Genomic DNA, 22,980 nt, shown 5'->3' with positions numbered 1-22,980 from the left:
TATTAACCAATTTGTCTTGCACCTTGATTATCCACTTGGCAGATATGCACAAAACCTTCATTATTTTGCAAATAATGCTTCTCTAAATAATCAGCAACTTTCGTTGCGGTGGTTAAATCTGGCGCTATCGAGAACATTGTCGGTCCTGAACCTGAAATTCCTGTTGCTAAAGCACCTAAATCCTGTGCTGCCTGTTTCACTTCAGCAAAATTTGGTAATAATTGCTGACGATATGGTTCTGCAATTACATCTTTCATCATAATAGCAGCTAAATTCTCTTGATGAGTATGACAAGCATGGACAAAACCACCAAGATAACGACCATGAGAAATCACATCTTGTCGAGTATAGCTTTTTGGCAAAATTGCTCTCGCCTCTGCAGTAGAAACCTCAATTCCCGGATAGGCTAAAACCCAATACCAATTATCAAAGAATGGTAAACGCTGACAAATTGAACCTAATGACTGCACCATAAATTGCACCCCACCCATATAGCAAGGCGCCACATTATCATAGTGAATCGAGCCTGAAATACGTCCTTCTAATTCTCCCATCATTTCCAATAATTCCATATCAGAAAATGGATCATTATGAAATTGATTTAAGGCGACGAGCACTGCCACAATGGAGCAAGCGCTAGATCCTAATCCCGAACCAATCGGCATATTCTTTTCTAAGGTTAAACGTAACGGTTTCACCTGTTGATTACGTAATTTAAGGCGTTCACTAAACAGCACATAAGCTTGATAGACAATATTTTTTTGTGGTTCTTTCGGCAGCTTACGCACAAAATACCCCACACTTTCAAACTCAAACTGTTCTGCACAATCTTCAATTTGGATCACATCACCTAGCAATGAGCCATCAATCGGTGAAATTGCCGCTCCAAGTGTGTCAAAACCAACACTAATATTGGCACTTGAAGCCGGCGCATAAATTCGTAACATAGCGTTCCCCTTTTATTAGCGACGTAATGTGCGCAAAATATCCGCAAAAATTCCCGCAGCTGTAACATTGTTACCTGCACCATAACCACGTAATAATAATGGAATTGGTGAGTAATAACGAGTATAAAATGCCAGTGCGTTCTCACCATTTTTCACTTTATATAAAGGATCTTCCGCGTCAACTGCCTTGATTGCAACTTTACATTTACCTTGTTTAATTTGCCCAACATAACGCAATACTTTGCCTTCATCTTGCGCCGCTTTCACACGTTTAGCGAATTCAGCATCTAACTCTGGTAACATTGCCATAAATTCTGCTGTAGATTTACCTTTAGCAAAATCTTTCGGTAACACACCTTCAACTTCAATATCGCTTAATTCCAATTCAAGCCCAGATTCTCTAGCTAAGATCAATAACTTACGTGCTACATCTTGTCCTGATAAATCGTCACGAGGATCTGGTTCAGTGAAACCTTTTTCTTTCGCTAAACGTGTTACTTCTGATAATGATTTACCTTGTTCTAACTCACCAAAAATAAAAGATAATGAGCCAGATAAAATACCATCAAACACTTCTACTTCATCACCTGCAGCTAACAAATTTTGTAAGTTTTCAATTACCGGTAATCCCGCCCCCACATTGGTATCATATAAGAACAAGCGTTGATTATTTAACGCTGCCGCACGTAATTGGTGATAGTAGGCTAGACTTGAAGTATTCGCCTTTTTATTCGGGGTAACAACATGGAAACCTGCATTTAAGAAATGTAAATAGCTATCTGCAATTTCTTGGTTTGAGGTGCAATCAACTAAAATCGGATTTAACACATGTTGATCTTGTACGGCATCAATCACGCGACGAATTGAAAAACTTTCCTTCGCATTGGCTAAGTCTTCGCGCCAATTACTTAAATCCAAACCATCAACGTTTAATAAAACTTTTTTCGAGTTAGCAATTCCACAAACACGAATAGCAATATTTTTATCTGCTAAAAATTGTTGTTGATGCGCTATTTGATCCAATAATTCACTACCAACACCACCAGCACCAATCAAAAATACGCGCAATGATTGTTGGCTATTAAATAAAGCTCGGTGAGTCGCTTTTACACCTTCAATCGCTTTATTTTGCGGCACTACGGTAGAAATAGAACGTTCTGATGAACCTTGTGCAATCGCGACAATATTAACATTGGCTTGTGCTAATGCAGTTAAGAATTTAGCTGCAATACCACGACTCTTACGCATACCATCACCTACAACAGAAATAATCGCAAGATCATCAATAATTTCGATTTCATCCAATGCACCAGAAGCCAATTCAGTGGCAAAAGTACGTTTTAATGCACTCTTCGCTTTACTTGCTGATTTTTTCGGTACACAGAAACTAATACTATATTCTGAAGAGGATTGGGTAATTAAAATAACCGAAATCCCTGCTTTCGACATGGTATCAAAGACTCTTGCTGCCATACCGACCATACCTTGCATTCCTGGACCTGAAACATTAAACATCACCACATCATTTAGGTTAGTGATACCTTTTACTTGCAAAGTTTCTGAACGGACATTGCCATCGATCAAAGTACCTGGAGCACTTGGATTTCCAGTATTTTTAATTAAGCATGGAATATTAAATTGAGCAATTGGCGCGATAGTACGTGGGTGAATGACTTTTGCACCAAAATAAGATAATTCCATTGCCTCTTGATAAGACATTGTTTCCAATAAACGAGCATCTGGTACTAAACGCGGATCACAAGTATAAACACCATCAACATCCGTCCAGATTTCACAACAATCAGCACGCAAACAAGCCGCTAATACCGCTGCAGAATAGTCAGAACCATTACGTCCTAACACCATCAATTCGCCTTTATCATTTCCTGCAGTAAATCCTGCCATTAATACCACGCTTTGTTTTGGAATCGCTGGAGCATTAACACGTTTAGTAGATTCTTCAATATCAACTGAAGATTCTAAATATTCACCACGTGCTAATAACTGTTTTACTGGATCAACGATATGTACTTGATAACCTTGAGCTTCAAACCAGCCAGCCATAATCGCAATCGATAATTTTTCACCGCGTGAAATCACTGAAGCATTAATATTGTCTGGGCAAGGAGTTTGTGGAGAAAAGAGAGATAAGGTATGTTCGATTTGGGAAAGTTCTTGTTGAACGGTTTGTCTTAATTTTTCATCATCAAATTTTGCATTTTTTTGTTTCAAACCAACAAGGATATTTTCAAAAATTTGCTTCGCTTCCTGTAAATCTTGCTGCTTATCCTCACCTTTATTAGTCTTATCCACCAATGCTACCAAATAATTAGTGATTTTCGCTGGTGCAGATAAAACGGCTGCTGCTTGATCCTTCAAATGAGCTTGTAAAATCAACTCTCCAGCTTGCGAAAAACGTTCTGGATTTGCTAATGATGTACCACCAAATTTTAATACGCGCATGATGTTGTCCTCTTATTTTTTATTTTAAAAATTGAAAAATTACCGATAAAAAAACCCGCACTTTGTAGGGTGCGGGTTTCTTAAACACTGGATTCTGTGTGCTAACCCGCCCCACTAATAATAATGGTCATCATAATGCGGGTCATCGTAATGTTCATTGCTGTCATGGTTACTACTACACAGAATTGGAAATTAGTTAATATTCAGTGGTTCTAATAAGTACCTAAATTCACTCATATTGTCAAATAAATTTATTACTCTTAGTTAATTTTTTTTATAATAAGCCGTTTTTTCGTTTTTCAAGAGAATTAAAAGATGGATATTGCACAAAATTTAAACCGTATTTATCAACAAATTGCTCAATATCAGACTACCCACACAGTTTCTTTATTAGCTGTCAGTAAAACAAAACCATTCTGTGATATTGTCGCTGCCTATCAGGCTGGACAACGCCTATTTGGCGAGAATTATGTACAAGAAGGCGTAGAAAAAATCCAACAAGCGCAGCAACAACACTTAAACGATATTACTTGGCACCTTATTGGACCATTACAATCCAATAAAACACGAATCGTAGCGGAACATTTTGATTGGGTACAAACTATCGATCGCTACAAAATTGCTGAACGTTTAAGCCAACAGCGCCCAGCACACTTACCACCTTTACAAGTTTTAATTCAAATTAATATTAGCGATGAAAGTTCAAAATCAGGAATTCAACCTGAACATTTAATGGATTTGGCGGCACAAGTTGTCCAACTCCCTAATTTACAGCTTCGTGGTTTAATGGCAATTCCTGCACCAACAGATGATATTGCGCAACAACAAGCAGTATTTAAACAAATGGCAACGCTCTTTCAGCAATTACAACAAAGCTATCCAAATCTTCCTATTGATACACTTTCAATGGGAATGACTGACGATATGCAAAGTGCAATTGTGTGTGGTTCAACAATGGTAAGAATTGGGACCGCTATTTTTGGTAAGAGAAATTAGAAATTCTGCTATTAAAAAAGGATTAATGGAACAAGTTTTTTGTACATTAGTCCTTTTTATCTGTGATCTTTTCTTAATTTATTTTGTGTTCTATGTAGTCACTGCTACATTTTATGCCAGTTCAATAATGACAATCTCTTTTTCAGAGAGGAAATTATTATCCACCGCCCGTTTACCAATCTCCGCTGAGTTAATTGCCCCAGCGGTGCTGTCGCTAATCAAACCTCCGGCTAAGCCACTCGCTAATTGACTTAATGCCGATACCGTTTGTTTTTGTGCTTCGGTAAGTTGGTCTGGTGATTTTTGGTAAAGCTGTTCTGTGATTAGTTTTGCCGCTAACTCACCACTGACCGCACCCACTGCCCCTGCTACTGCATTGTTGCCTGTGGCATAGGCTTCAATGGCACCCAATAAAGCGTGTGCCATTAGGTTCGCTTCAAGATTGACATTGCCATCTTTATCAGTGGTCGCTTCTTTAATTTATTAGTTGATATACGGTGATAGTCCGCCCACAATCGCTTGGTTTACCTCACCTGTCGCTATTCCTTATTTTACTTATTCTTTAGGAAAAATGAGACGCACAAAATATATTATAATAGCTACTACTACTGATGTTTTTATAGGAGAAAAAATTAATACTATTTATAATATGATTTATATATTTATCAAATAAGAAATAAAATATTGATTTTGAGAGGAGTGCAATATAAATAGTAATAAAAGCATATATAAAAACTTTCATTATTTATTATCCTTTTTATTAGAAATAGATTTTTCTATAGAATCACTTACAAAATTAGATATAATTTACCCACTACATCTATCAGGAAATAACAAAAATTATGAAAAAAATCAGGATTAAAGTTAGACATTTAACTTTTTTCTTCACAAATAACACTTCTATCCATATAAAACTAAATCAAATATTCTACCAATATTCCCTATAAATTTTATTATTACTCCTCTATTCCTCTATTATTTAAAATTAAATTTAAATCATAAAGAAATTCTTCTTTTTCTTCTACATTTAAGTCCTTTAATAAATTATTTAAATTATTTTCAGTTAAAATTAATTGTATTTCATTAAAAATAATTTGATGGTTTAATATATTTCTTGCACCATTAGCAATAATATAGATAACATTAATCATTAAATTCTCTATTTTGTTATCAAATGAGTTACCTAAGGAATCTAAAGCCCCTTTCCATTCATCAAAATCTTTATTCCATTTAAAAATTTTTCCTTCATGAAATCTTTTTCTACACCAATCATAAGCTTCAAAGAAAAACTTCTTTTTTAGTTCATAGTAAGTGATACATTTACTCATTACCTCTCTCCCAAAATCTAATCATATAAAATAGCTGTCATTATTAATATAAAATCTCTTATATTATTAATTAACATATTATCTGTTAATCATTTCAATTTCTCTATTATTTAAAATTAAATTTAAGTCGTAAAGAAACTCTTTCTTTTCTTCCAAATTTAAATCTTTTAACAAATAATTTAAATTATTTTTAGCCAAGATTGTCTGTATTTCAGAAAAAGCAATTTGATGACTTAATATATGTCTTGCACCATTAGTAATAATAAAAATAACATTAATCATTAAATGTTCTATCGTACTATCAAATGGGCTGTCAAATGTATCTAATGCCCCACCCCATTCATGGAAATTTGTATTCCACGCAAAAATTTTTCCTTTATCAAATCTGTCACTACACCACCTATAAGCATCGAAAAAGAAATATTCTTTTAATTCATTATAAGTTATTCGTTCAATCATTATTTTTCTCCCGAAGTCTTAATTACATTACCATTATTATCAAAAATATTTACTTTGATATTTGGATAACATTTATTAAATTATTATATATCCATCGAAAGTAGAGATAGAATTTAAAAAATTATAGTTCTATAAATCTTATTCTTTAAAATTTCTAATTTTTTATATATCTCACATATAACATTACTGTTTTTTTATTAACTTCCAAAAATCATCAGTAAATGACCATGCAAAAAGTATCAACCAAATCCATAAAAAAAAATTTAAGGTTAATGTATAAATACTCTTTATTAAAGAATAGTGTTGTTTGGTCAATCATATTTTTATCCTTGAATTTACAATCTAAGTGCAACAAATAAAAAAAGTGTTCATAAGGAAATCCGCTATAATTTATTTTTCGAAAAAAGTAAGGACGAAAACTTATTTTTTGAAAAAATTAAGGACAGAAACTTATGAACACTTATTGCCATCTTACAATAGATGAGCGTGAAAAGATAATGATTTTTCACGCATTGGGACACACGATTAGCGCTATTGCCGTTGCACTTAAACGGCATAAATCCACGATTTCAAGAGAGTTAAAACGCTGTTCAAGGTGCTGCTATACTGCCCAGTTGGCTCAACAACGTTATCAGCAGAAACGCGCTAAGTGTAAGCCGAACAAGAAGCTAAAAAATACTGCACTGTTTGAGTTGGTAAGGCAGAAGTTCATCGTGGATAACTGGTCGCCTGAGCAGATTTCGCAACGGTTGAAGCAAGAGAACAGCCCATATCAAATTAGTTTTACCACGATTTATCGGGCGATAAATGACTGTCTGTTTGATAACGCTCGTAGAACAGCGAAACGGTATCTGCGCCATAAAGGCAAGCGGCGCCATCGTGCGAACAATGTAGAAAAACGAGGTAAAATTATTATTAGCCACGAGTTAAACCAACGCCCACAGGAAGCCAATGAGCGAAGCCGTTTTGGCGATTGGGAAGCAGATACGGTATCAGGGCAGTTTGGCAAAGCCTGTTTGCTAACGTTGAATGATAGACGCAGTCGCTTTCTGATTGCGACGAAGTTAGCTTCAAAAAAAGCGGAAGACGTGGTTAATGCGCTGAAAACAGCATTGAAAAATCAACCACTCAAGAGCATTACGCCTGATAGAGGAAAAGAATTTGCCAAACATCAGCAGGTGACATCAGCGCTTGATGTTGAATTTTATTTTCCTCCGCCACATCAGCCTTGGCAGCGGGGAACGAATGAAAACTCTAATGGGTTGTTGCGACAGTATTTCCCGAAAGGCATGGATATGACGCTCGTTTCAGAGGTGAAGATACAGGCGGTGGTCGATAAACTTAATCACCGACCACGCAAATGTTTAAATTGGAAGACACCTTATGAGGTCTATTTTGATAAAGTGTTGCACTTGGTTTGACAATTCAAGTCTAAATAACGTTTAATCCAAATCACACCTTGTATCTGAATAATAAATCCAACCGTATAATAAAAAGTTTTCCTTAATCTTGTTAATATATTCATTACTTATTTTCCTTTTCATCAGTTAATTATCTATTAACTCATCAGAAAAAATTGCCTATACTTATACCTAAAGGTTCATTCCTAATGCTTTTAGGTAATATATTTTGAATAAAACTCCCTTCAATCGTATTTTTCAAATAATTATTTTGATCTTCTAAGTAAGTATTTCCATTATTACTTAATTTAGTATCTATTGCTGTTAAAGCATTTCCTAAAATTAATAAGGTTCCCATTGGTGTATAAATCAAATAAAGTATAGAAATCCCAGCCTTGAGAGCACCGCTATAATATAGAATTACCTTTAAAATCGCTCTATTTCTCAATTAAAAAAAAGGGAATCAAATCTGATTCCCTTATCTATATTCAAATCTTAGCGTAAAAAGCTCGGAATATTTTTTTCATATTCCGCAATTGCATCTTCGTGCTGCAAAGTAAGACCAATATTATCCAAGCCATTTAATAAACAATGGCGGCGGAATGGATCTAAAGTAAAGTGATAGGTCTTATCACCTACCTGTACTGTTTGTTGCTCTAAATCCACATCAATCGGTTTACCATCATTCGCTTTTACCCAAGTGAAGATTTCATCCACTTCTTGTTCAGTCAATTTCACCGGTAATAAGTGGTTATTTAAACTATTGCTGTAAAAAATATCGGCAAAACTTGGCGCAATCATCACTTTAATACCATAGTCAGCAAGCGCCCATGGTGCGTGTTCTCTTGATGAACCACAACCTAAATTTTCGCGGGCCAATAAAATGGTTGCGCCTTGATATTGCGGGAAATTCAATACAAATTTTGGATTCACTTGTGTTCCAGCAGGATCAAGATAACGCCATTCATGAAAAAGATGTTTACCAAATCCTACCCGAGTTACCGCTTGTAAAAATTGTTTTGGAATAATCGCATCAGTATCGACATTTGCCATATCTAATGGAATAACCAAGCCACGGTGATGTTTAAATCCTGCCATATTATGCTCCTAATAATTCAACGGTGCGGATATCAGTAAATTTACCAAATACAGCCGCAGCTGCCGCCATCGCAGGACTAACCAAATGAGTACGTCCATTTCGACCTTGACGACTTTCAAAATTACGGTTACTGGTTGAAGCACAACGCTCCCATTCACCAAGACGGTCATCATTCATTGCTAAACACATTGAACAACCCGGTAAACGCCATTCAAAACCAGCTTCGATAAAGATCTTATCTAAGCCCTCTTTTTCCGCTTGTTCTTTTACTAAACCAGATCCCGGCACTACCAACGCTTGTACCCCAGCAGCTACTTTACGTCCTTTCGCTACTGCCGCCGCCGCACGTAAATCTTCAATACGAGAATTAGTACAAGAACCAATAAACACTTTATCCACTTTAATATCAGTTAAATGCTCACCGCCTTGTAATCCCATATAAGCTAAGGCTTTTTCTGCGGATTGTTTTTCAATTGGATCGGCAATTTCATTCACTCTCGGAACAGTTTGATCAACAGCAATCACTTGACCCGGATTAGTTCCCCAAGTTACTTGTGGCGCAATGTCTTTAGCTTCTAAAACCACAACAGTATCAAATTCTGCATCAGGATCACTTTTTAACGTTTTCCAATATGCTACTGCTTTATCCCACTCTTCACCTTTTGGTGCAAATGGACGATCTTTCAAATAATCAAAAGTGGTTTGATCTGGTGCGACTAATCCCGCTTTTGCCCCCATTTCAATCGCCATATTACAAACTGTCATACGACCTTCCATGGAAAGATCTTCGATCGCTTGTCCACAAAATTCCACAACATGACCTGTACCACCAGCCATCGTCGTTTTACCGATAATTGCTAAGATAATATCTTTTGCGGTGATACCTTCAGCCACTTTACCACGCACTTCAATTTTCATTTTCTTCGCACGTGCTTGTTTCAAAGTTTGCGTTGCTAAAACGTGTTCGACTTCGGAAGTACCAATACCGAAAGCTAATGCACCAAATGCACCATGTGTTGCAGTATGCGAATCACCACAAACAATGGTCATACCAGGCAAGGTTAAACCTTGTTCCGGTCCAACAACATGCACAATACCTTGTTTCTTATTATTAAGATCATAAAGTGAAATGTTGTTCGCATGACAATTCTTATCTAATTCAAGCACTTGGATACGTGCTTGTTCACCACAAGCGGCAGGATCACGACTCTGAGTAGAGATACTATGATCCATTGTGGCAAAGGTTTTGCTCGGTTGACGCACTTTACGTCCAGCCACACGCAAGCCATCAAAAGCTTGCGGTGAAGTCACTTCGTGCATCAAGTGGCGATTGATATAAAGAATCGGCGTTTCCCCTTCCGCTTCATACACTACGTGAGCATCAAATAATTTTTCGTATAATGTTTTGCCCATAATAATCACTCTTTTTTTATCTTTATTTCATTTATTACTTGCTTAAATCCTTGCAGCGATTAAATCACCCATTTCAGAAGTCGAAACCGGTGTTGTTTTATCTGCTAAATCCGCAGTACGATAACCCTCTGCAAGCACTTGTTTTACTGCTTTTTCAATTGCTTGTGCAGCTTCTTCTAATTGGAAGCTATAACGCAACATCATTGCAGCAGAAAGAATTTGCGCAATTGGATTCGCAATTCCTTTACCAGCAATATCCGGTGCAGAACCGCCAGCAGGCTCATATAAGCCAAAGCCTTTCTCATTGGTACTTGCTGATGGCAACATTCCCATGGAACCTGTAATCATTGCACATTCATCAGAGATAATATCGCCAAAAATATTAGAACAAAGCAATACATCATAATGTTCTGGTTGTTTGATTAGCTGCATAGTCGCATTATCAATATAGATGTGTTCTAAGGTGACATCCGGATAATCTTTTGCTACTTCTACCACAACATCACGCCATAATACTGAGCTAATTAATACATTCGCTTTATCCACAGAGGTTACTTTTTTACGGCGTTTTTGCGCTGCTTCAAAAGCAATTCGTGCAATACGTTCAATTTCATAGCGATGATAAACTTCAGTATCAAACGCTTTTTCCATTGCACCTTCACCTTCACGTCCTTTTGGCTGACCAAAATAGATACCGCCGGTTAACTCACGTACCACCACAATATCAAACCCTTTTGCAGCAATATCAGCACGTAATGGACAGAATTTTTCTAATCCTTTATATAAAGTTGCTGGACGAAGATTACTAAATAAGCCGAAATGTTTACGCAATGGTAATAACGCACCACGTTCTGGTTGTTCATTCGCTGGTAAGTGTTCCCATTTTGGCCCACCAACAGAACCAAATAAAATAGCATCTGCCGCTTCGCAACCTTTTAAAGTCACATCTGGTAACGCTTTACCATGATTATCAATTCCAATACCACCAACATCATAATGATGACGATTTAATTTAAAATTGAATTTTTTTTCTACTGCGTCCAATACTTTTAACGCTTCTGCCATCACTTCTGGCCCGATACCATCTCCTGCCAATACGGCAATGTTGTAAGTTTGCATTTATACAGTCTCCATAATTTTTTTAGATTTCACATCTGCGACTTTTTTCGCTAATTTGATGGCATTAATTGCATGAATTAATGCTAATGCCGAAGATTCAATAATATCAGTAGCTAAACCAACACCATGGAACTTACGTCCTTCATAATCTACCACAATATCCACCTGACCTAACGCATCTTTACCTTCACCTTTAGCAGAAAGTTGATAATGTGTCATTTTTAACGACATATTGGTAATACGTAAAATACAGTTATACACTGCATCGACTGGACCATTCCCTGTTGCTGCATCTAATTTAATCTCTTGATCAACAGACAATTTTACTGATGCAGTCGCTGGCATATGGCTTGCTGATTGTACGGAAATTCCTTGTAATTGTACGCTCGCTTCTTCACCTTGCTGCATATCAATAAAGGCTAACGCTTCCAAATCATAATCAAAGACTTGACCTTTCTTATCAGCCAATTTCAAAAATGCTTCATACAATTTATCTAAGTCATAATCTTTTTCAGTGTAACCCATATCGGTCATATGATTTTTCACTGCTGCACGTCCAGAACGAGCGGTAAGATTTAATTTTTCTTTCTTCAAACCAATACTTTCTGGCGATAAAATTTCGTAAGTATTGGCGTTTTTTAATACGCCATCTTGGTGAATACCTGATGAGTGAGCAAACGCATTTGAACCTACAATCGCTTTATTTGGTTGAATTGGCATATTACAAAGTTGGCTCACCATTTGGCTAACACGATAAATTTCCTGGGTATTAATATCTGTTGTCACATTCATCAAATCTTTACGAGTATGAATTGCCATCACGACTTCTTCTAAAGCAGTATTACCTGCTCGTTCACCAATACCATTAATAGTACACTCAATTTGTCTTGCCCCGTACTGTACCGCAGTTAATGAGTTTGCTGTTGCCATCCCTAAGTCATTATGACAATGCACTGACACAATCGCTTTATCAATATTAGGGACACGATTCATTACATTTTCAATAATGCTACCGAATTGTGTTGGTAAGGTATAACCCACAGTATCAGGAATATTAATAGTAGTTGCACCAGCATTAATCGCCGCTTCCACAATACGACAAATATTATCAACACCAGTACGTCCAGCATCTTCACAAGAAAACTCTACATCATCCGTATAGCCTCTTGCACGTTTTACTGCGGCAACCGCCATTTCCACCACATCATCAAATGAGCGTCTTAACTTCGCTTCCACGTGTAAAGCTGAAGTCGCAATAAAAGTATGAATACGATACGCTTCCGCCACTTTTAATGCTTCATACGCAGCATCAATATCTTTCGCTACCGCACGTGATAAGGCACAAACGCAGCTATTTTTAATAGCTTGGGCAATAGTTTGTACCGATTTAAAATCCCCTTCAGATGAAACTGGAAAGCCAACTTCCATCACATCAACACCCAAACGCTCTAACGCTAAAGCAATTTGCAATTTCTCTTTTACTGTTAAACTTGCTTTTAATGCTTGCTCGCCATCTCTTAATGTTGTGTCAAAAATAATTACGCGATTGCTCATATGTCACCCCGCCGGAACAAAAATTAGTTAAAAAAAAACCCGCTTATGTGCGGGCTGATGTGTGTGTTTGCTTTGATTAATCTTTTTCTTTATCCACGACTTACCGCACAAATTATCTATTTGTGAGGAGGAGAAGCAGAGATAAAGAAATTGAACGAATCATCTATTTAAAACCTTGTAAATCAAAAACGCTTTTGATTTTGCCGAAAAGCCAAAAACAAGTCAACAGCATTTTATGCTAAAAATTTATTTATTTTGCGGAAAAATACAACCAAAAATAAAATTAAAAACCAGAAATTAGCAAATAAAAAGTTAAATAATCCATATAAAATAAAAACATTAAATTTATCTACTGTCTTTTATTGATAATATAACACTTAATTTTTTTTAAATCTCCTGTAAAAAAGCAGCTACTTGTTGTTTAAATTGCTGTAACTTTTGCTTTTGTTGTACAACAAATGTACGTTTCAACATTTGCAGTTGCTGTGCTAATGCTTGATTTGGATATCGCTTAAATAAGCGTTGCAATGCTGGGTAAGTCACAAATAAAGTACGTTGATGTTCGACAAAATCTCGTATCGCACACCAATCTTCCGCTGTAAGCTGCCAATCCTCATTTGCTGGAATACCTTGTCGGCTTAATGCAGGTAATAATGGATGTTCACTTAACGCTAAATGACGTAAAAATTGTTGCTCTGCCTGTTGGCAAAATTGTTCGCCTTGCGTAGATAACGGATATGCCATCATCACACTATAATTACCGCTACTCGCTTCAGTACCACTACTTAACGCCAGCAATCTAAAACCACAACGCTGCCAAAAGCTAAACAATTGTTCACTATATCCAAAACTAACAGAAAGATAATCAATTGTTGTCTGACACTGTTGGATCAACTGTTGAACCAGCTGTGTACCAATACCTTTTTGCTGCCAATTTGGTAATACAGCAATACGAGAAATACGTAATGAAAGGAGTTTCGCCGCCATCACATTATTGGTTTGAAAACAGAGCGCCTGTGCAACCAAATTACCTTTAGGACGACGATAACCTAAACGGATACCATCTAACAACGTCTGATCAACAATCCCGCCCTCTTGTAATCCCCAAATCACACCAACCACTGTATGATTTAACTGACACGCTAAAAATTGTTGTTTTTTACCATCCATTAAGCGCCGTAAATCGGTTGGCGAAGTACGATAATGGGCCAAGCTAAGCAGTTGATAATATTGCTGTAATTGCTGTGTAGAAGCAATTTGCTCGTGCGACACAAAAGCGAGATTCGATTGTGGCTGGAACGCCAATGAAACAGTTGTTGGTTGTAATAATACTAACTGGTTGAGCCAACGTTCTAACAAATCCTCTTGTTGCCAACGTAATGGAACTTCTAATGTTAAATGGCATAATTGACGTGATATTTGCTGCTCTAATTTTAATCGAAATCCTTGTCCCGATCCCTCATAACCTTCGCTAGTTGAAGTTAATAATAAATATGGAAAAGCCTGGCAAAATGTCTGCAACATTGATAACGGTAACATTGCAGCTTCATCAACAATTAACCACTGATAAAACGGTAGTTGCTGTTGTGAAAGTTTATTTACCAATTCATCCGGAGCAATAAAATCAAAAGATTTATTGCTGGCAAATTTCATCAATGTCGTAATAGCCTGCCGATTCGCAGCAGTCACTAAAATTTTGTCAGTTGCTTGCTGAATAAATTGCCCTGCTACTGCTGATTTTCCCCGTCCTCTACCGGCAAGCAAGAGGTAAATCGCTGCTTGTGGTTGTAAAAGTTGTTGCAAAATACGTTGTTGATCTTGTAATGCCGTTGTTGGTGTCTGCCAAGCCGATGATGTTATTGGAGTCAATTCAGGTTGCTTTTGCGGAGAATAAATAGGAATTTGATACTGTTCACTCAGCTGTTTAAACCAATCAAGAAAATTGGCTGAGCTGGTCGCCTGTGCCAAACTATTCCAACGTAAAGTATCCCAATCTACGGTTTGAGTTAATCCTTGCCACTCTGGTAAAAGAATAAAAAGTTTTCCGCCAACTTTTAAGGTTGCGGCAATAATCGCTAGGCTATCTAAATGAAATGACAATTGCTCTTGATGACTAGCATCAAAAAAAGCAAGGCTAAATTCTTGCCCTAATAGATTACGGCTCTGTTTAAATGAAAAAAATAAGATGGAATCTGCTAAATAAGTAGGAAGCTGATCACCACAATAAACAGCAGTGGTGTCAGCATAATATTCAATAATTGCTTGGACTTGCTGTCGCCGCCATACTGACGCACCAGTTAGAATGATTACTTCTCGAGAAAAATCATTACCACATTGCATAGCGGTTTAACCGTTATTATTCTAAATTTTTTCACTTAAATAAGGATCTGCATAACCCATCGCCAACATAATTTCCGTTTCCAGACTTTCCATCTCCTCAGCTTCATCATCTTCAATATGATCATAGCCTAATAAGTGTAAACAGCCATGTACGGTTAAATGAGCATAATGCGCTTCCAACGTAATTTCTTGTTCTTTAGCTTCTTTTTCAACAACTTGACGACAAATGACTAAATCCCCCAACAGCGGTAATTCAATCCCTTCCGGTACTTCAAATGGAAAAGACAACACATTAGTTGGGCGATCCTTACCACGATATTGGAAATTTAGCTGATGACTTTCCGCTTCATCGACAATACGTACGGTAATTTCGATATTTTCTTTAGTCGGACGTACCGCTTGCGTCGCCCAATAAGTAAATTGTGCTAATGTTGGCAAATTAGTTTGATCTTCTGCCGCAAGTTGTAAATCAACGATTACTTCAGGTTTATGCGTCATGATGCTGTTCCTCTAATTTTGCTAAACGACGTTGTTCTGCCGCTTCTTTACGGCGCTGCTCATCTTCCGCTTCCCATTTTTCATAGGCTTGTACCACTTTTGCTACTACCGGATGACGCACAATATCTTCACTTTTGAAATAGTTAAAACTTAGTTCTTCTACATCACTAAGCACATCAATCGCATGGCGTAAGCCTGATTTTTGTCCTCGAGGTAAATCAATCTGAGTAATATCGCCAGTAATGACCGCTTTGGAATTAAAACCGATACGGGTTAAGAACATTTTCATCTGTTCAATCGTGGTATTTTGGCTTTCATCTAAAATAATAAAAGCATCATTCAAGGTACGTCCACGCATATACGCTAACGGTGCAATTTCGATGACATTCCGCTCCATCAATTTTTGCACCTTTTCAAATCCTAACATTTCAAACAGTGCATCATACAAAGGACGCAAATACGGATCGATCTTTTGCGCTAAATCGCCGGGTAGGAAGCCTAATTTTTCCCCAGCTTCTACAGCTGGACGAGTTAATAATAAACGTCTAACCTGTTGTCTTTCTAACGCCTCTACCGCTGCTGCCACCGCTAAAAAGGTTTTCCCGGTTCCAGCCGGCCCAATACCAAAGCTAATATCGTGACGCAAAATATTGTGCAGATACTGAATTTGGTTTTTACCACGCGGTTTAATGACACCACGTTTGGTTTTAATAGTAGTGCTATAAACCTTTGCCTCATTATCTTCATCGGTTTGTTGCAATAACATTCTGCTTTCTTGAATTGCCAAATGAATTTGTTCGAGATCCAACTCATTCACTTTACCTTTAACCATTGCGGTTTCTACATACAAACGTTGAATTAATTTAGCAACATTTTTTAATAACTGAGCATGATGCGGTTTACTTTCTTCGTCAGCTGATTCCAACGTAAAAGTGAAATTACGGCGAGAAATAATTAGATTAAATTGTTTTTCGATGAGGGAAATATGTTCATCAAATGGCCCACAAAGCGATTGCAAGCGAGCATTATCTTCTGGTTCAAGTGTAAAAACTTCTGAAATTGTTGTGGTCAAGTTCCACCTCAATGATGATTAAGAATGCCGTTAGTATAACGGTTTTCTGCTTATCAATAAATTCTCTTTTGTCACCTTCATAGCATCAACTAGGAAAATTCTGCTTATTGACAAAGTCAATGATAAAACTTTTAGCTAAATTATTTCTTATCTCAAGTTTAGGTTTCGCCCTAAAGGGCGACCTACTTTTATTCGCAAGTGTACTTCGTTCACTTGCTCACCCTACGGGTCGTTGCAAGCAACGTTCAAAAAGCTAACGCTTTTTGTCTTTGCTTGTATAAAGAAAAGTAGGCAAAAGAAATACACCCTCGCACTCTTGCTAATCCTCATTCCAATAAGATTTTCCGGGCGACAAAAAAAGAGATTTTTCTCGCCAGCTCGAAAAATTGACAGCTTTTTTTGTCTGAAAATCTTATTTACATTCGGGCAAGAGTGAGAGGGACTCCAAAGCCATTTTATAGAAGTTTTTGACAAAATTTAGGTTTGTCAGCAGTCTGAAATTTTTTTATTGCAGTGAACTTATTGCAAAAATTATCATCTGAATTGCATACCATTTACTTTTATTCATTATTGAGGGACAAAAAATGAAATTAAACGAAAATGACATCACTCCTGAGCAACTCTTTAAACAACGCCGTAAGTTAATCGCTTTATTTGGTAGCGCAACTATCTCGCCTTTTCTACCAAACATCTCTTATGCAGCCGACCTACCTGATAAACGAACTACCTTAACATTTACCCCTCAACAACAAAATTCACTAACGCTAACACCTGAAGATAAAGTGATTGGTTACAATAATTTCTATGAGTTTGGTGTAGAAAAAGGTTCACCAGCACAATATGCAAAAAATTTTAAAACTGATCCTTGGCGACTTGAAGTAACTGGAGAAGTAGAAAAACCATCGATACTAGATCACAACGATTTACTAACAAAATTCACTTTAGAAGAACGGATTTATCGTTTTCGTTGTGTTGAAGCTTGGTCAATGGTAATTCCTTGGATCGGTTTTGAACTTGCTTCCTTACTAAAAATAGCTGCCCCAACAAGCAGAGCTAAATATGTAGTATTTGAAACCTTATATGATCCTGAACAGATGCCAGGGCAGAAAAATCCTTTCTTTGGTGGCGGCATTGATTATCCTTATATTGAAGGCTTAACAATTGAAGAGGCAATGAATCCCTTAACACTACTGTCAGTTGGTTTATACGGTAAAACGTTAGCACCGCAAAATGGTGCACCGATTCGCTTAGTTGTGCCTTGGAAATATGGCTTTAAGAGCATCAAATCTATCGTCAAAATTACCCTCACTGAACAACCACCAATTACGACTTGGATGAAACTAGCACCACATGAATATGGCTTCTATGCCAATGTTAATCCGCAAGTAGATCATCCACGTTGGTCGCAAGCTTCTGAAAGAGTGATCGGTGCTGGTGGGTTATTCAATATCACGCGGCAGCCAACTTTGATGTTCAATGGTTATGAAGAACAGGTTGCTCACTTATATGCTCATTTAGATCTACGCAAAAATTACTAATATGTTTAGGGGTATCCGTTATTTAATTCATTTTGCAGGGGTGGCTACTCTCCTTTGGCTAATTTATGCTGTGAATTTTAATTTTGCAGTGTTTGGTGCGGATCCAATTAAAGAGATTATTCATTTTTTAGGTTATACCGCACTTATATTTTTTCTGGTGTTATTTAGCTTTCGGATGATAGTACAACTGACACATCTGAACACCTTGCTACCATTACATCGCAGTTTAGGATTGTGGGGAATTTTTTGGCTAACATTGCATATTTTAAGCTATCTCGGTTTAGAGTTAGGTTTTGATACCAAGCTATTTTTTAATGAAATTTTTACTAGGACATACTTACAAATTGGTTTGCTCTCTGGGTTAATTTTCTCGCTGGTTGCAACCTCATCTATTCCGATAATCAAAAGAAGGCTGAAAAAGCATTGGTTTCAATTGCATCAATTTGCTCTCCTTGCCGTAATATTGGCAACATTACACTATTTTCTTTCCTTAAAAGCCTATAATTTTGATAGCAGATTGTTTTTAGGATTAGCTGTTTTGTTTGTGCTATTTAAATTCTTTTCTAAAAGTCAGTTTAAGAAGTCGCCAAAAAGATAAAAATAACCCCTCCGAAATAGAGGGGTTTCTTCTGACTTAATAAGAAATAATTAAGCTAACTCTGGAAATAACATCTTAATCACATTCTTGGTAACTCGTCTTGATTTACCTTGATACGGGAAAATATGCATCATCATCATTGGATTAAAATTTGCTTCAATCACGCCCCATGAACTTAATCTTGCTTCTGCCGGTTTCGTATAATCAGGTACGATCAAATCAACGCCACAAACTGCTGCGCCCATTGCTTTAGTAATTTTAACTGCAATTTCTTTATAACTTGGGTGCATTAGATCGGTCATATCAATCGAATCACCACCAGTACTAATATTAGAATTAGCGCGCAATTGTACTTTACGTCCAGCTTCTGGAATCGAATCTATCGTTAAACCTTGTTCTTTTAGTTGTAACTTTTCAATCTCTCCTAATGCGATTTTCTTCAATGGAGTACGGCTACCATCACCACGCAACGGGTGTTGATTTTTTGCTGCGACCAATTCCGCTACACTATGTTTCCCATCGCCAATGACATTAGCCGGTTCACGCAATAGCACAGCTAACGTTTCATCACCCAACACAAAGAAGCGGTATTCTGTACCAACTAGATAATCTTCCACCATCACTTCTTTATCTTCTCGGAAGGCAATTTCTATCGCTTGACGGAAGTCATCAATATTTTCAACACCTTGTTTAAAAATAGTAATCCCCAAACCGAAGTTAGTTGATTTAGGTTTAATGACTACTGCACGATGTTCAAAGAGCGGATAACTCGCTACCGCATCGCTAACATTTCTAAACTCTAGACTTTGCGGTACGTTAAAACCACCTTTTGCCAATACCTTCTTCGTTACCACTTTATTTTCCATAATCAGTGGTGAAATATAGCTATCTTTCGCCGTCATATTTCCATTCTTCACATACTCAATATGATCACCATATTGCAAGCAGAGGAATTGGTCATTTTCATCTAAAATTTCAACATTAATTCCTTGTTGAATCAGATCAAACATTAAGGCTTGTGTCGATAATTCCATATTATCAAAGGCAGTTAAGGCGTAATAACGTTCGACAGCGGCTGCTTTATATTGCTGTGCTAATTTCGCACCTAATTGATGATAATCAGTTGCCTGTTGCATTTGTTGTACCAAACGTCCGCAAATCGTAGTTTCTGGCGACAACATCTGTTGTTGCTTTTGTTTAACAATAGCAATGGTTTCCGCTGATGCACCTAAACTCAATAGCATTTGCTCTAATTGATTAAGAATATCAAGCCCTTCTTGTTGATAACGAGTTACGGTAAGCGGATGTTCTAACGCTACTTCTGCCAATCTTTGTTTACCCAACTCAATTTCATCTTGAGTTGCAGTAGTTTCTAACCATGCCATCAATAAAATAAAGGTATGAATAAATTCGGCATCCGCTAATTCAATACCATATTGAGCAAAAGGATTAAGATCAAAAAGACGGAATTCAACATAGCGAATACCTTTTGCTAGTAATTCACGCACATGTTTTTTCGCACCGCGAAAACGGATATTGGAATAAAACTCTTTTTCTGCAATCAGTTTACCGCTCTTCACCCAATGTTCTAAGGTTTCCACATATTGCTGTAAACTCTCATAAGAAACTTTAATTTCAGCGTGATTAACATAGCCATAATGACTTGAACGTAAACTACGCACGAAGCCTTCCGGTTTAATTTGTCCACGATTAAAAAAAGCAGGTTCCACACTTGGTGAGGCGGCAAATAGATAGACTAAAATCCATTGATAACGTAGAAAATTCTTCCCTAACTTAAGATAAAGATCATTACGGAACGCAATCGGATCTTGATATTCCTTTTGTAGGGTAAATAGCCGATCAACAAATTCATCAGACAATTGAAAGTTATAATGGATACCACTAATCATCTGTTTGTATTTACCATAGCTGTTCACAAGGTGTTCACGATAAGCGACATCTTCACGATTATCTAATTGAGCAACTTGAATTTCGCTTTCTGCGGGTAATACCAACGGCATACTAAATGGCGAAATATATTCATTCTCTGGTAATGAACGTAATACAACTTCATGAATTGCTGACAACCAACGCAAACTCTCTTTTAAGCTTTTCTGTGGTGGAGTGATCAATTCTAATTGACTCTCAGCAAAGTCAGTTTGGATATATGGATGATAAGAGCGATTACCAAAAACAGCTGGGTGTGGTGTTGTCACGATTTTTCCATCTGCTGTTACTCTTTGGCTCTCTTTTTCTATCCCAAATGTTCCTTGTTGGAATAGCAATTCAAGATGGTGTTGTTTAATCGCTTGTTGAATGTTCATACTCTAAACCTTGTTAACTTCTATCGAACCGAACATTAATATAAGAATTCATTATGGAAAGCAAATAGCTTCTGACTATAAGTTATATAGTTTAGTTATTTGGTGGGTTTTTATGTAGATATGGATATGTGTAATAAAAAACCTGCTAATTGTTTTAGCAGGTTTCATCAATAAAAAGAGAGTTATTTTTTAGTTTTTTGCTTTTGCAGCTGCTTTCACAATAGTTGCAAATGCTGGTGCTTTTAATGATGCACCACCAACTAATGCACCATCAATATCTGGCATTGCAAATAATTCTGCCGCATTAGCATCATTCACTGAACCACCGTATTGAAGGATCACTTGTTCCGCTACTTTCGCGTCTTTCTTCGCAATGTGACTACGGATAAATGCGTGAACTGCTTGTGCTTGAGCTGGAGTTGCTGATTTACCAGTACCGATTGCCCAAATTGGTTCATACGCAATCACTGCGCCAAGGAACGCTTCTGCACCTAAAGTATTTAATACTGCATCAATTTGTCTTGCACAAACTTCTTCGGTTTTACCAGCTTCATTTTCAGCTTCACTTTCACCGATACAAAGTACAGGTACTAAGCCTTGTTCTTTTAATACCGCAAATTTTTTCGCAATAAATTCATCACTTTCATGATGATATGCACGGCGTTCTGAGTGACCAATAATGATATATTTTGCGCCGAAATCTTTTAACATTGTCGCAGAAATATCACCAGTAAATGCACCTGATTGTTTTAAATCAACATTTTGTGAACCTAAGGCAATTTTGCTGCCTGCTAATGCTGCTTCCGCTTCTGCTAAATACATTACCGGTGGTGCAATTGCCACATCGCAACCTTCTACACCCGCTAATTCTGCTTTTAAACCATTAATTAATTCTTTAGTAAATGCTTTACTACCGTTTAATTTCCAGTTGCCCATAACTAAAGGACGACGAGCCATAATTTTCTCCTTGATCATTAAAAAAATAACGCGGCTTACTATAACAAAAATCCCTAAAAATCCTTAGAGATATATCAAAAAAAGCGATAATTTTTTACAATAAACTGTAATCAATTCATCTATTGGCAAGAATTTATGAGAATACCACGCATTTATCATCCAGAACGATTAACTAACATTACACAATGTGTCTTAACTGAAGAAGCTGCGCATCATGTTGGACGTGTTTTACGCATGCAAGTTGGCGAACAACTTGAATTATTCAACGGTAGCAATCATATTTATCCAGCAGTAATTACAGAAATCAATAAAAAGCAAATCAGCGTATCTTTGGCACCTGCTATTTTTGATGATCGTGAATCACCTCTCATTATTCATTTAGGACAAGTGATTTCTCGCGGTGAACGTATGGAGTTTACCATTCAAAAATCGGTTGAATTAGGGGTAAAAGTAATTACACCATTGTGGTCTGAACGCTGTGGTGTAAAACTAGATGCTGAACGTATGGATAAGAAAATTCAACAGTGGCAAAAAATTGCGATTGCTGCTTGTGAACAATGTGGACGCAATATTATTCCAGAAATCCGCCCATTAATGAAATTACAAGATTGGTGTGCTGAAAATGATGGGATGTTGAAACTAAATTTACACCCACGAGCAGCTCAATCAATTAAACAATTAGCACCACCACCGGAAGCTGGCGTACGTTTATTAATTGGTTCTGAAGGCGGCTTATCAGCACAAGAAATCGAACATACGGTTCAGCAAGGATTTACGGAAGTGCTACTTGGTAAAAGAGTATTACGCACTGAAACAGCTTCTCTGGTTGCCATTAGTGCCTTACAAGTCTGTTTTGGTGATTTGTAGTTTAGATG

Annotated in this window: 19 protein-coding genes; 5 read left to right on the top strand and 14 right to left on the bottom strand. The window is 37.0% G+C overall.

What is annotated here, in order from left to right; genetic code table 11:
* Nucleotides 1-2 precede the first annotated feature (2 nt).
* The gene (thrB, locus tag NYR30_RS02355; RefSeq protein WP_066107274.1) at nucleotides 3-947 is read right to left on the bottom strand and encodes a homoserine kinase; all 945 of its coding nucleotides are present in this window, start codon (nucleotides 945-947) and stop codon (nucleotides 3-5) included.
* A gap of 15 nt (nucleotides 948-962) precedes the next feature.
* Nucleotides 963-3,410, bottom strand: coding sequence for a bifunctional aspartate kinase/homoserine dehydrogenase I (thrA, locus tag NYR30_RS02350; protein WP_302501784.1), 2,448 nt, complete (start codon nucleotides 3,408-3,410; stop codon nucleotides 963-965).
* Between the two features lie 315 nt (nucleotides 3,411-3,725).
* On the opposite strand from thrA, the gene NYR30_RS02345 reads away from it, so the two are divergent.
* Nucleotides 3,726-4,406, top strand: a complete 681-nt coding sequence (locus NYR30_RS02345; RefSeq protein ID WP_302501783.1) for a YggS family pyridoxal phosphate-dependent enzyme — start codon at nucleotides 3,726-3,728, stop codon at nucleotides 4,404-4,406.
* A gap of 111 nt (nucleotides 4,407-4,517) precedes the next feature.
* Here the strand turns inward: NYR30_RS02345 and NYR30_RS02340 are convergent, their stop codons facing one another.
* The 3 genes from NYR30_RS02340 to NYR30_RS02330 all read right to left on the bottom strand — a co-directional run bounded on the left by NYR30_RS02340 (nucleotide 4,518) and on the right by NYR30_RS02330 (nucleotide 6,193).
* Nucleotides 4,518-4,832, bottom strand: coding sequence for a VENN motif pre-toxin domain-containing protein (locus NYR30_RS02340; RefSeq protein WP_302501782.1), 315 nt, complete (start codon nucleotides 4,830-4,832; stop codon nucleotides 4,518-4,520).
* Between the two features lie 530 nt (nucleotides 4,833-5,362).
* Complete coding sequence (locus tag NYR30_RS02335; RefSeq protein ID WP_066113297.1) at nucleotides 5,363-5,734, bottom strand: hypothetical protein; 372 nt, start codon at nucleotides 5,732-5,734, stop codon at nucleotides 5,363-5,365.
* A 78-nt stretch (nucleotides 5,735-5,812) separates the two neighbouring features.
* Nucleotides 5,813-6,193 carry a hypothetical protein gene (locus tag NYR30_RS02330; protein WP_302501781.1) on the bottom strand — a complete coding sequence of 127 codons (381 nt, stop codon included), beginning with the start codon at nucleotides 6,191-6,193 and terminating at the stop codon, nucleotides 5,813-5,815.
* A gap of 452 nt (nucleotides 6,194-6,645) precedes the next feature.
* Between NYR30_RS02330 and NYR30_RS02325 the strand changes: the two genes are divergently transcribed.
* Nucleotides 6,646-7,614 carry an IS30 family transposase gene (locus NYR30_RS02325; protein WP_302501780.1) on the top strand — a complete coding sequence of 323 codons (969 nt, stop codon included), beginning with the start codon at nucleotides 6,646-6,648 and terminating at the stop codon, nucleotides 7,612-7,614.
* Between the two features lie 474 nt (nucleotides 7,615-8,088).
* Here NYR30_RS02325 and leuD read toward each other — a convergent pair whose 3' ends face one another.
* The 7 genes from leuD to NYR30_RS02290 all read right to left on the bottom strand — a co-directional run bounded on the left by leuD (nucleotide 8,089) and on the right by NYR30_RS02290 (nucleotide 16,688).
* Nucleotides 8,089-8,691 carry a 3-isopropylmalate dehydratase small subunit gene (gene leuD / locus NYR30_RS02320; RefSeq protein ID WP_066112633.1) on the bottom strand — a complete coding sequence of 201 codons (603 nt, stop codon included), beginning with the start codon at nucleotides 8,689-8,691 and terminating at the stop codon, nucleotides 8,089-8,091.
* Nucleotide 8,692: 1 nt separating this feature from the next.
* Nucleotides 8,693-10,105 carry a 3-isopropylmalate dehydratase large subunit gene (gene leuC / locus NYR30_RS02315; protein ID WP_066107263.1) on the bottom strand — a complete coding sequence of 471 codons (1,413 nt, stop codon included), beginning with the start codon at nucleotides 10,103-10,105 and terminating at the stop codon, nucleotides 8,693-8,695.
* 42 nt (nucleotides 10,106-10,147) lie between these two features.
* A complete protein-coding gene (gene leuB, locus NYR30_RS02310; protein ID WP_066107262.1) occupies nucleotides 10,148-11,224 on the bottom strand; it encodes a 3-isopropylmalate dehydrogenase in 1,077 nt (358 codons plus the stop codon).
* Complete coding sequence (gene leuA, locus NYR30_RS02305) at nucleotides 11,225-12,778, bottom strand: 2-isopropylmalate synthase (protein ID WP_066112634.1); 1,554 nt, start codon at nucleotides 12,776-12,778, stop codon at nucleotides 11,225-11,227.
* A gap of 387 nt (nucleotides 12,779-13,165) precedes the next feature.
* Nucleotides 13,166-15,118 (bottom strand): GNAT family N-acetyltransferase, encoded by a 1,953-nt coding sequence (locus NYR30_RS02300; protein WP_066112635.1) that lies wholly within the window; start codon nucleotides 15,116-15,118, stop codon nucleotides 13,166-13,168.
* 21 nt (nucleotides 15,119-15,139) lie between these two features.
* Nucleotides 15,140-15,616, bottom strand: a complete 477-nt coding sequence (gene ybeY, locus NYR30_RS02295) for an rRNA maturation RNase YbeY (RefSeq protein WP_066112637.1) — start codon at nucleotides 15,614-15,616, stop codon at nucleotides 15,140-15,142.
* Nucleotides 15,606-16,688, bottom strand: coding sequence for a PhoH family protein (locus NYR30_RS02290; RefSeq protein WP_066112639.1), 1,083 nt, complete (start codon nucleotides 16,686-16,688; stop codon nucleotides 15,606-15,608). The genes ybeY and NYR30_RS02290 overlap by 11 nt, the downstream gene beginning before the upstream one ends.
* Nucleotides 16,689-17,272: 584 nt before the next feature.
* Here NYR30_RS02290 and msrP point away from each other — a divergent pair.
* On the top strand, nucleotides 17,273-18,226 hold the full coding sequence (gene msrP / locus NYR30_RS02285; RefSeq protein WP_066113904.1) for a protein-methionine-sulfoxide reductase catalytic subunit MsrP: 954 nt from the start codon (nucleotides 17,273-17,275) through the stop codon (nucleotides 18,224-18,226).
* 1 nt (nucleotide 18,227) lies between these two features.
* Nucleotides 18,228-18,824, top strand: a complete 597-nt coding sequence (locus NYR30_RS02280) for a ferric reductase-like transmembrane domain-containing protein (protein ID WP_066113900.1) — start codon at nucleotides 18,228-18,230, stop codon at nucleotides 18,822-18,824.
* A gap of 50 nt (nucleotides 18,825-18,874) precedes the next feature.
* On the opposite strand, the gene gshAB is transcribed toward NYR30_RS02280, so the two are convergent.
* Together gshAB and tpiA are read right to left on the bottom strand one after the other, a co-directional pair.
* The gene (gene gshAB / locus NYR30_RS02275) at nucleotides 18,875-21,148 is read right to left on the bottom strand and encodes a bifunctional glutamate--cysteine ligase GshA/glutathione synthetase GshB (protein ID WP_066421477.1); all 2,274 of its coding nucleotides are present in this window, start codon (nucleotides 21,146-21,148) and stop codon (nucleotides 18,875-18,877) included.
* Nucleotides 21,149-21,337: 189 nt separating this feature from the next.
* A complete protein-coding gene (gene tpiA, locus NYR30_RS02270) occupies nucleotides 21,338-22,105 on the bottom strand; it encodes a triose-phosphate isomerase (RefSeq protein WP_066421485.1) in 768 nt (255 codons plus the stop codon).
* A gap of 135 nt (nucleotides 22,106-22,240) precedes the next feature.
* Here tpiA and rsmE point away from each other — a divergent pair, with 135 nt between their 5' ends.
* On the top strand, nucleotides 22,241-22,972 hold the full coding sequence (gene rsmE / locus NYR30_RS02265) for a 16S rRNA (uracil(1498)-N(3))-methyltransferase (RefSeq protein WP_066421487.1): 732 nt from the start codon (nucleotides 22,241-22,243) through the stop codon (nucleotides 22,970-22,972).
* Nucleotides 22,973-22,980: the final 8 nt, after the last annotated feature.

It is taken from the genome of Gallibacterium salpingitidis (genome assembly GCF_030517105.1).
Classification (GTDB): domain Bacteria; phylum Pseudomonadota; class Gammaproteobacteria; order Enterobacterales; family Pasteurellaceae; genus Gallibacterium; species Gallibacterium salpingitidis.
The sequence above is the reverse complement of the archived record's forward strand: the minus strand, read 5'-3'. Positions and strand labels throughout refer to the sequence as shown.

Coding starts and splice junctions, on each gene's coding strand:
- thrB (WP_066107274.1), bottom strand. CDS start 947: ATGTTACGAATTTATGCGCCGGCTTCAAGTGCCAATATTAGTGTTGGT.
- msrP (WP_066113904.1), top strand. CDS start 17,273: ATGAAATTAAACGAAAATGACATCACTCCTGAGCAACTCTTTAAACAA.
- ybeY (WP_066112637.1), bottom strand. CDS start 15,616: ATGACGCATAAACCTGAAGTAATCGTTGATTTACAACTTGCGGCAGAA.
- NYR30_RS02325 (WP_302501780.1), top strand. CDS start 6,646: ATGAACACTTATTGCCATCTTACAATAGATGAGCGTGAAAAGATAATG.
- gshAB (WP_066421477.1), bottom strand. CDS start 21,148: ATGAACATTCAACAAGCGATTAAACAACACCATCTTGAATTGCTATTC.
- NYR30_RS02345 (WP_302501783.1), top strand. CDS start 3,726: ATGGATATTGCACAAAATTTAAACCGTATTTATCAACAAATTGCTCAA.
- NYR30_RS02300 (WP_066112635.1), bottom strand. CDS start 15,118: ATGCAATGTGGTAATGATTTTTCTCGAGAAGTAATCATTCTAACTGGT.
- leuD (WP_066112633.1), bottom strand. CDS start 8,691: ATGGCAGGATTTAAACATCACCGTGGCTTGGTTATTCCATTAGATATG.
- leuC (WP_066107263.1), bottom strand. CDS start 10,105: ATGGGCAAAACATTATACGAAAAATTATTTGATGCTCACGTAGTGTAT.
- NYR30_RS02340 (WP_302501782.1), bottom strand. CDS start 4,832: ATGGCACACGCTTTATTGGGTGCCATTGAAGCCTATGCCACAGGCAAC.
- leuA (WP_066112634.1), bottom strand. CDS start 12,778: ATGAGCAATCGCGTAATTATTTTTGACACAACATTAAGAGATGGCGAG.
- tpiA (WP_066421485.1), bottom strand. CDS start 22,105: ATGGCTCGTCGTCCTTTAGTTATGGGCAACTGGAAATTAAACGGTAGT.
- leuB (WP_066107262.1), bottom strand. CDS start 11,224: ATGCAAACTTACAACATTGCCGTATTGGCAGGAGATGGTATCGGGCCA.
- NYR30_RS02280 (WP_066113900.1), top strand. CDS start 18,228: ATGTTTAGGGGTATCCGTTATTTAATTCATTTTGCAGGGGTGGCTACT.
- NYR30_RS02335 (WP_066113297.1), bottom strand. CDS start 5,734: ATGAGTAAATGTATCACTTACTATGAACTAAAAAAGAAGTTTTTCTTT.
- rsmE (WP_066421487.1), top strand. CDS start 22,241: ATGAGAATACCACGCATTTATCATCCAGAACGATTAACTAACATTACA.
- thrA (WP_302501784.1), bottom strand. CDS start 3,410: ATGCGCGTATTAAAATTTGGTGGTACATCATTAGCAAATCCAGAACGT.
- NYR30_RS02330 (WP_302501781.1), bottom strand. CDS start 6,193: ATGATTGAACGAATAACTTATAATGAATTAAAAGAATATTTCTTTTTC.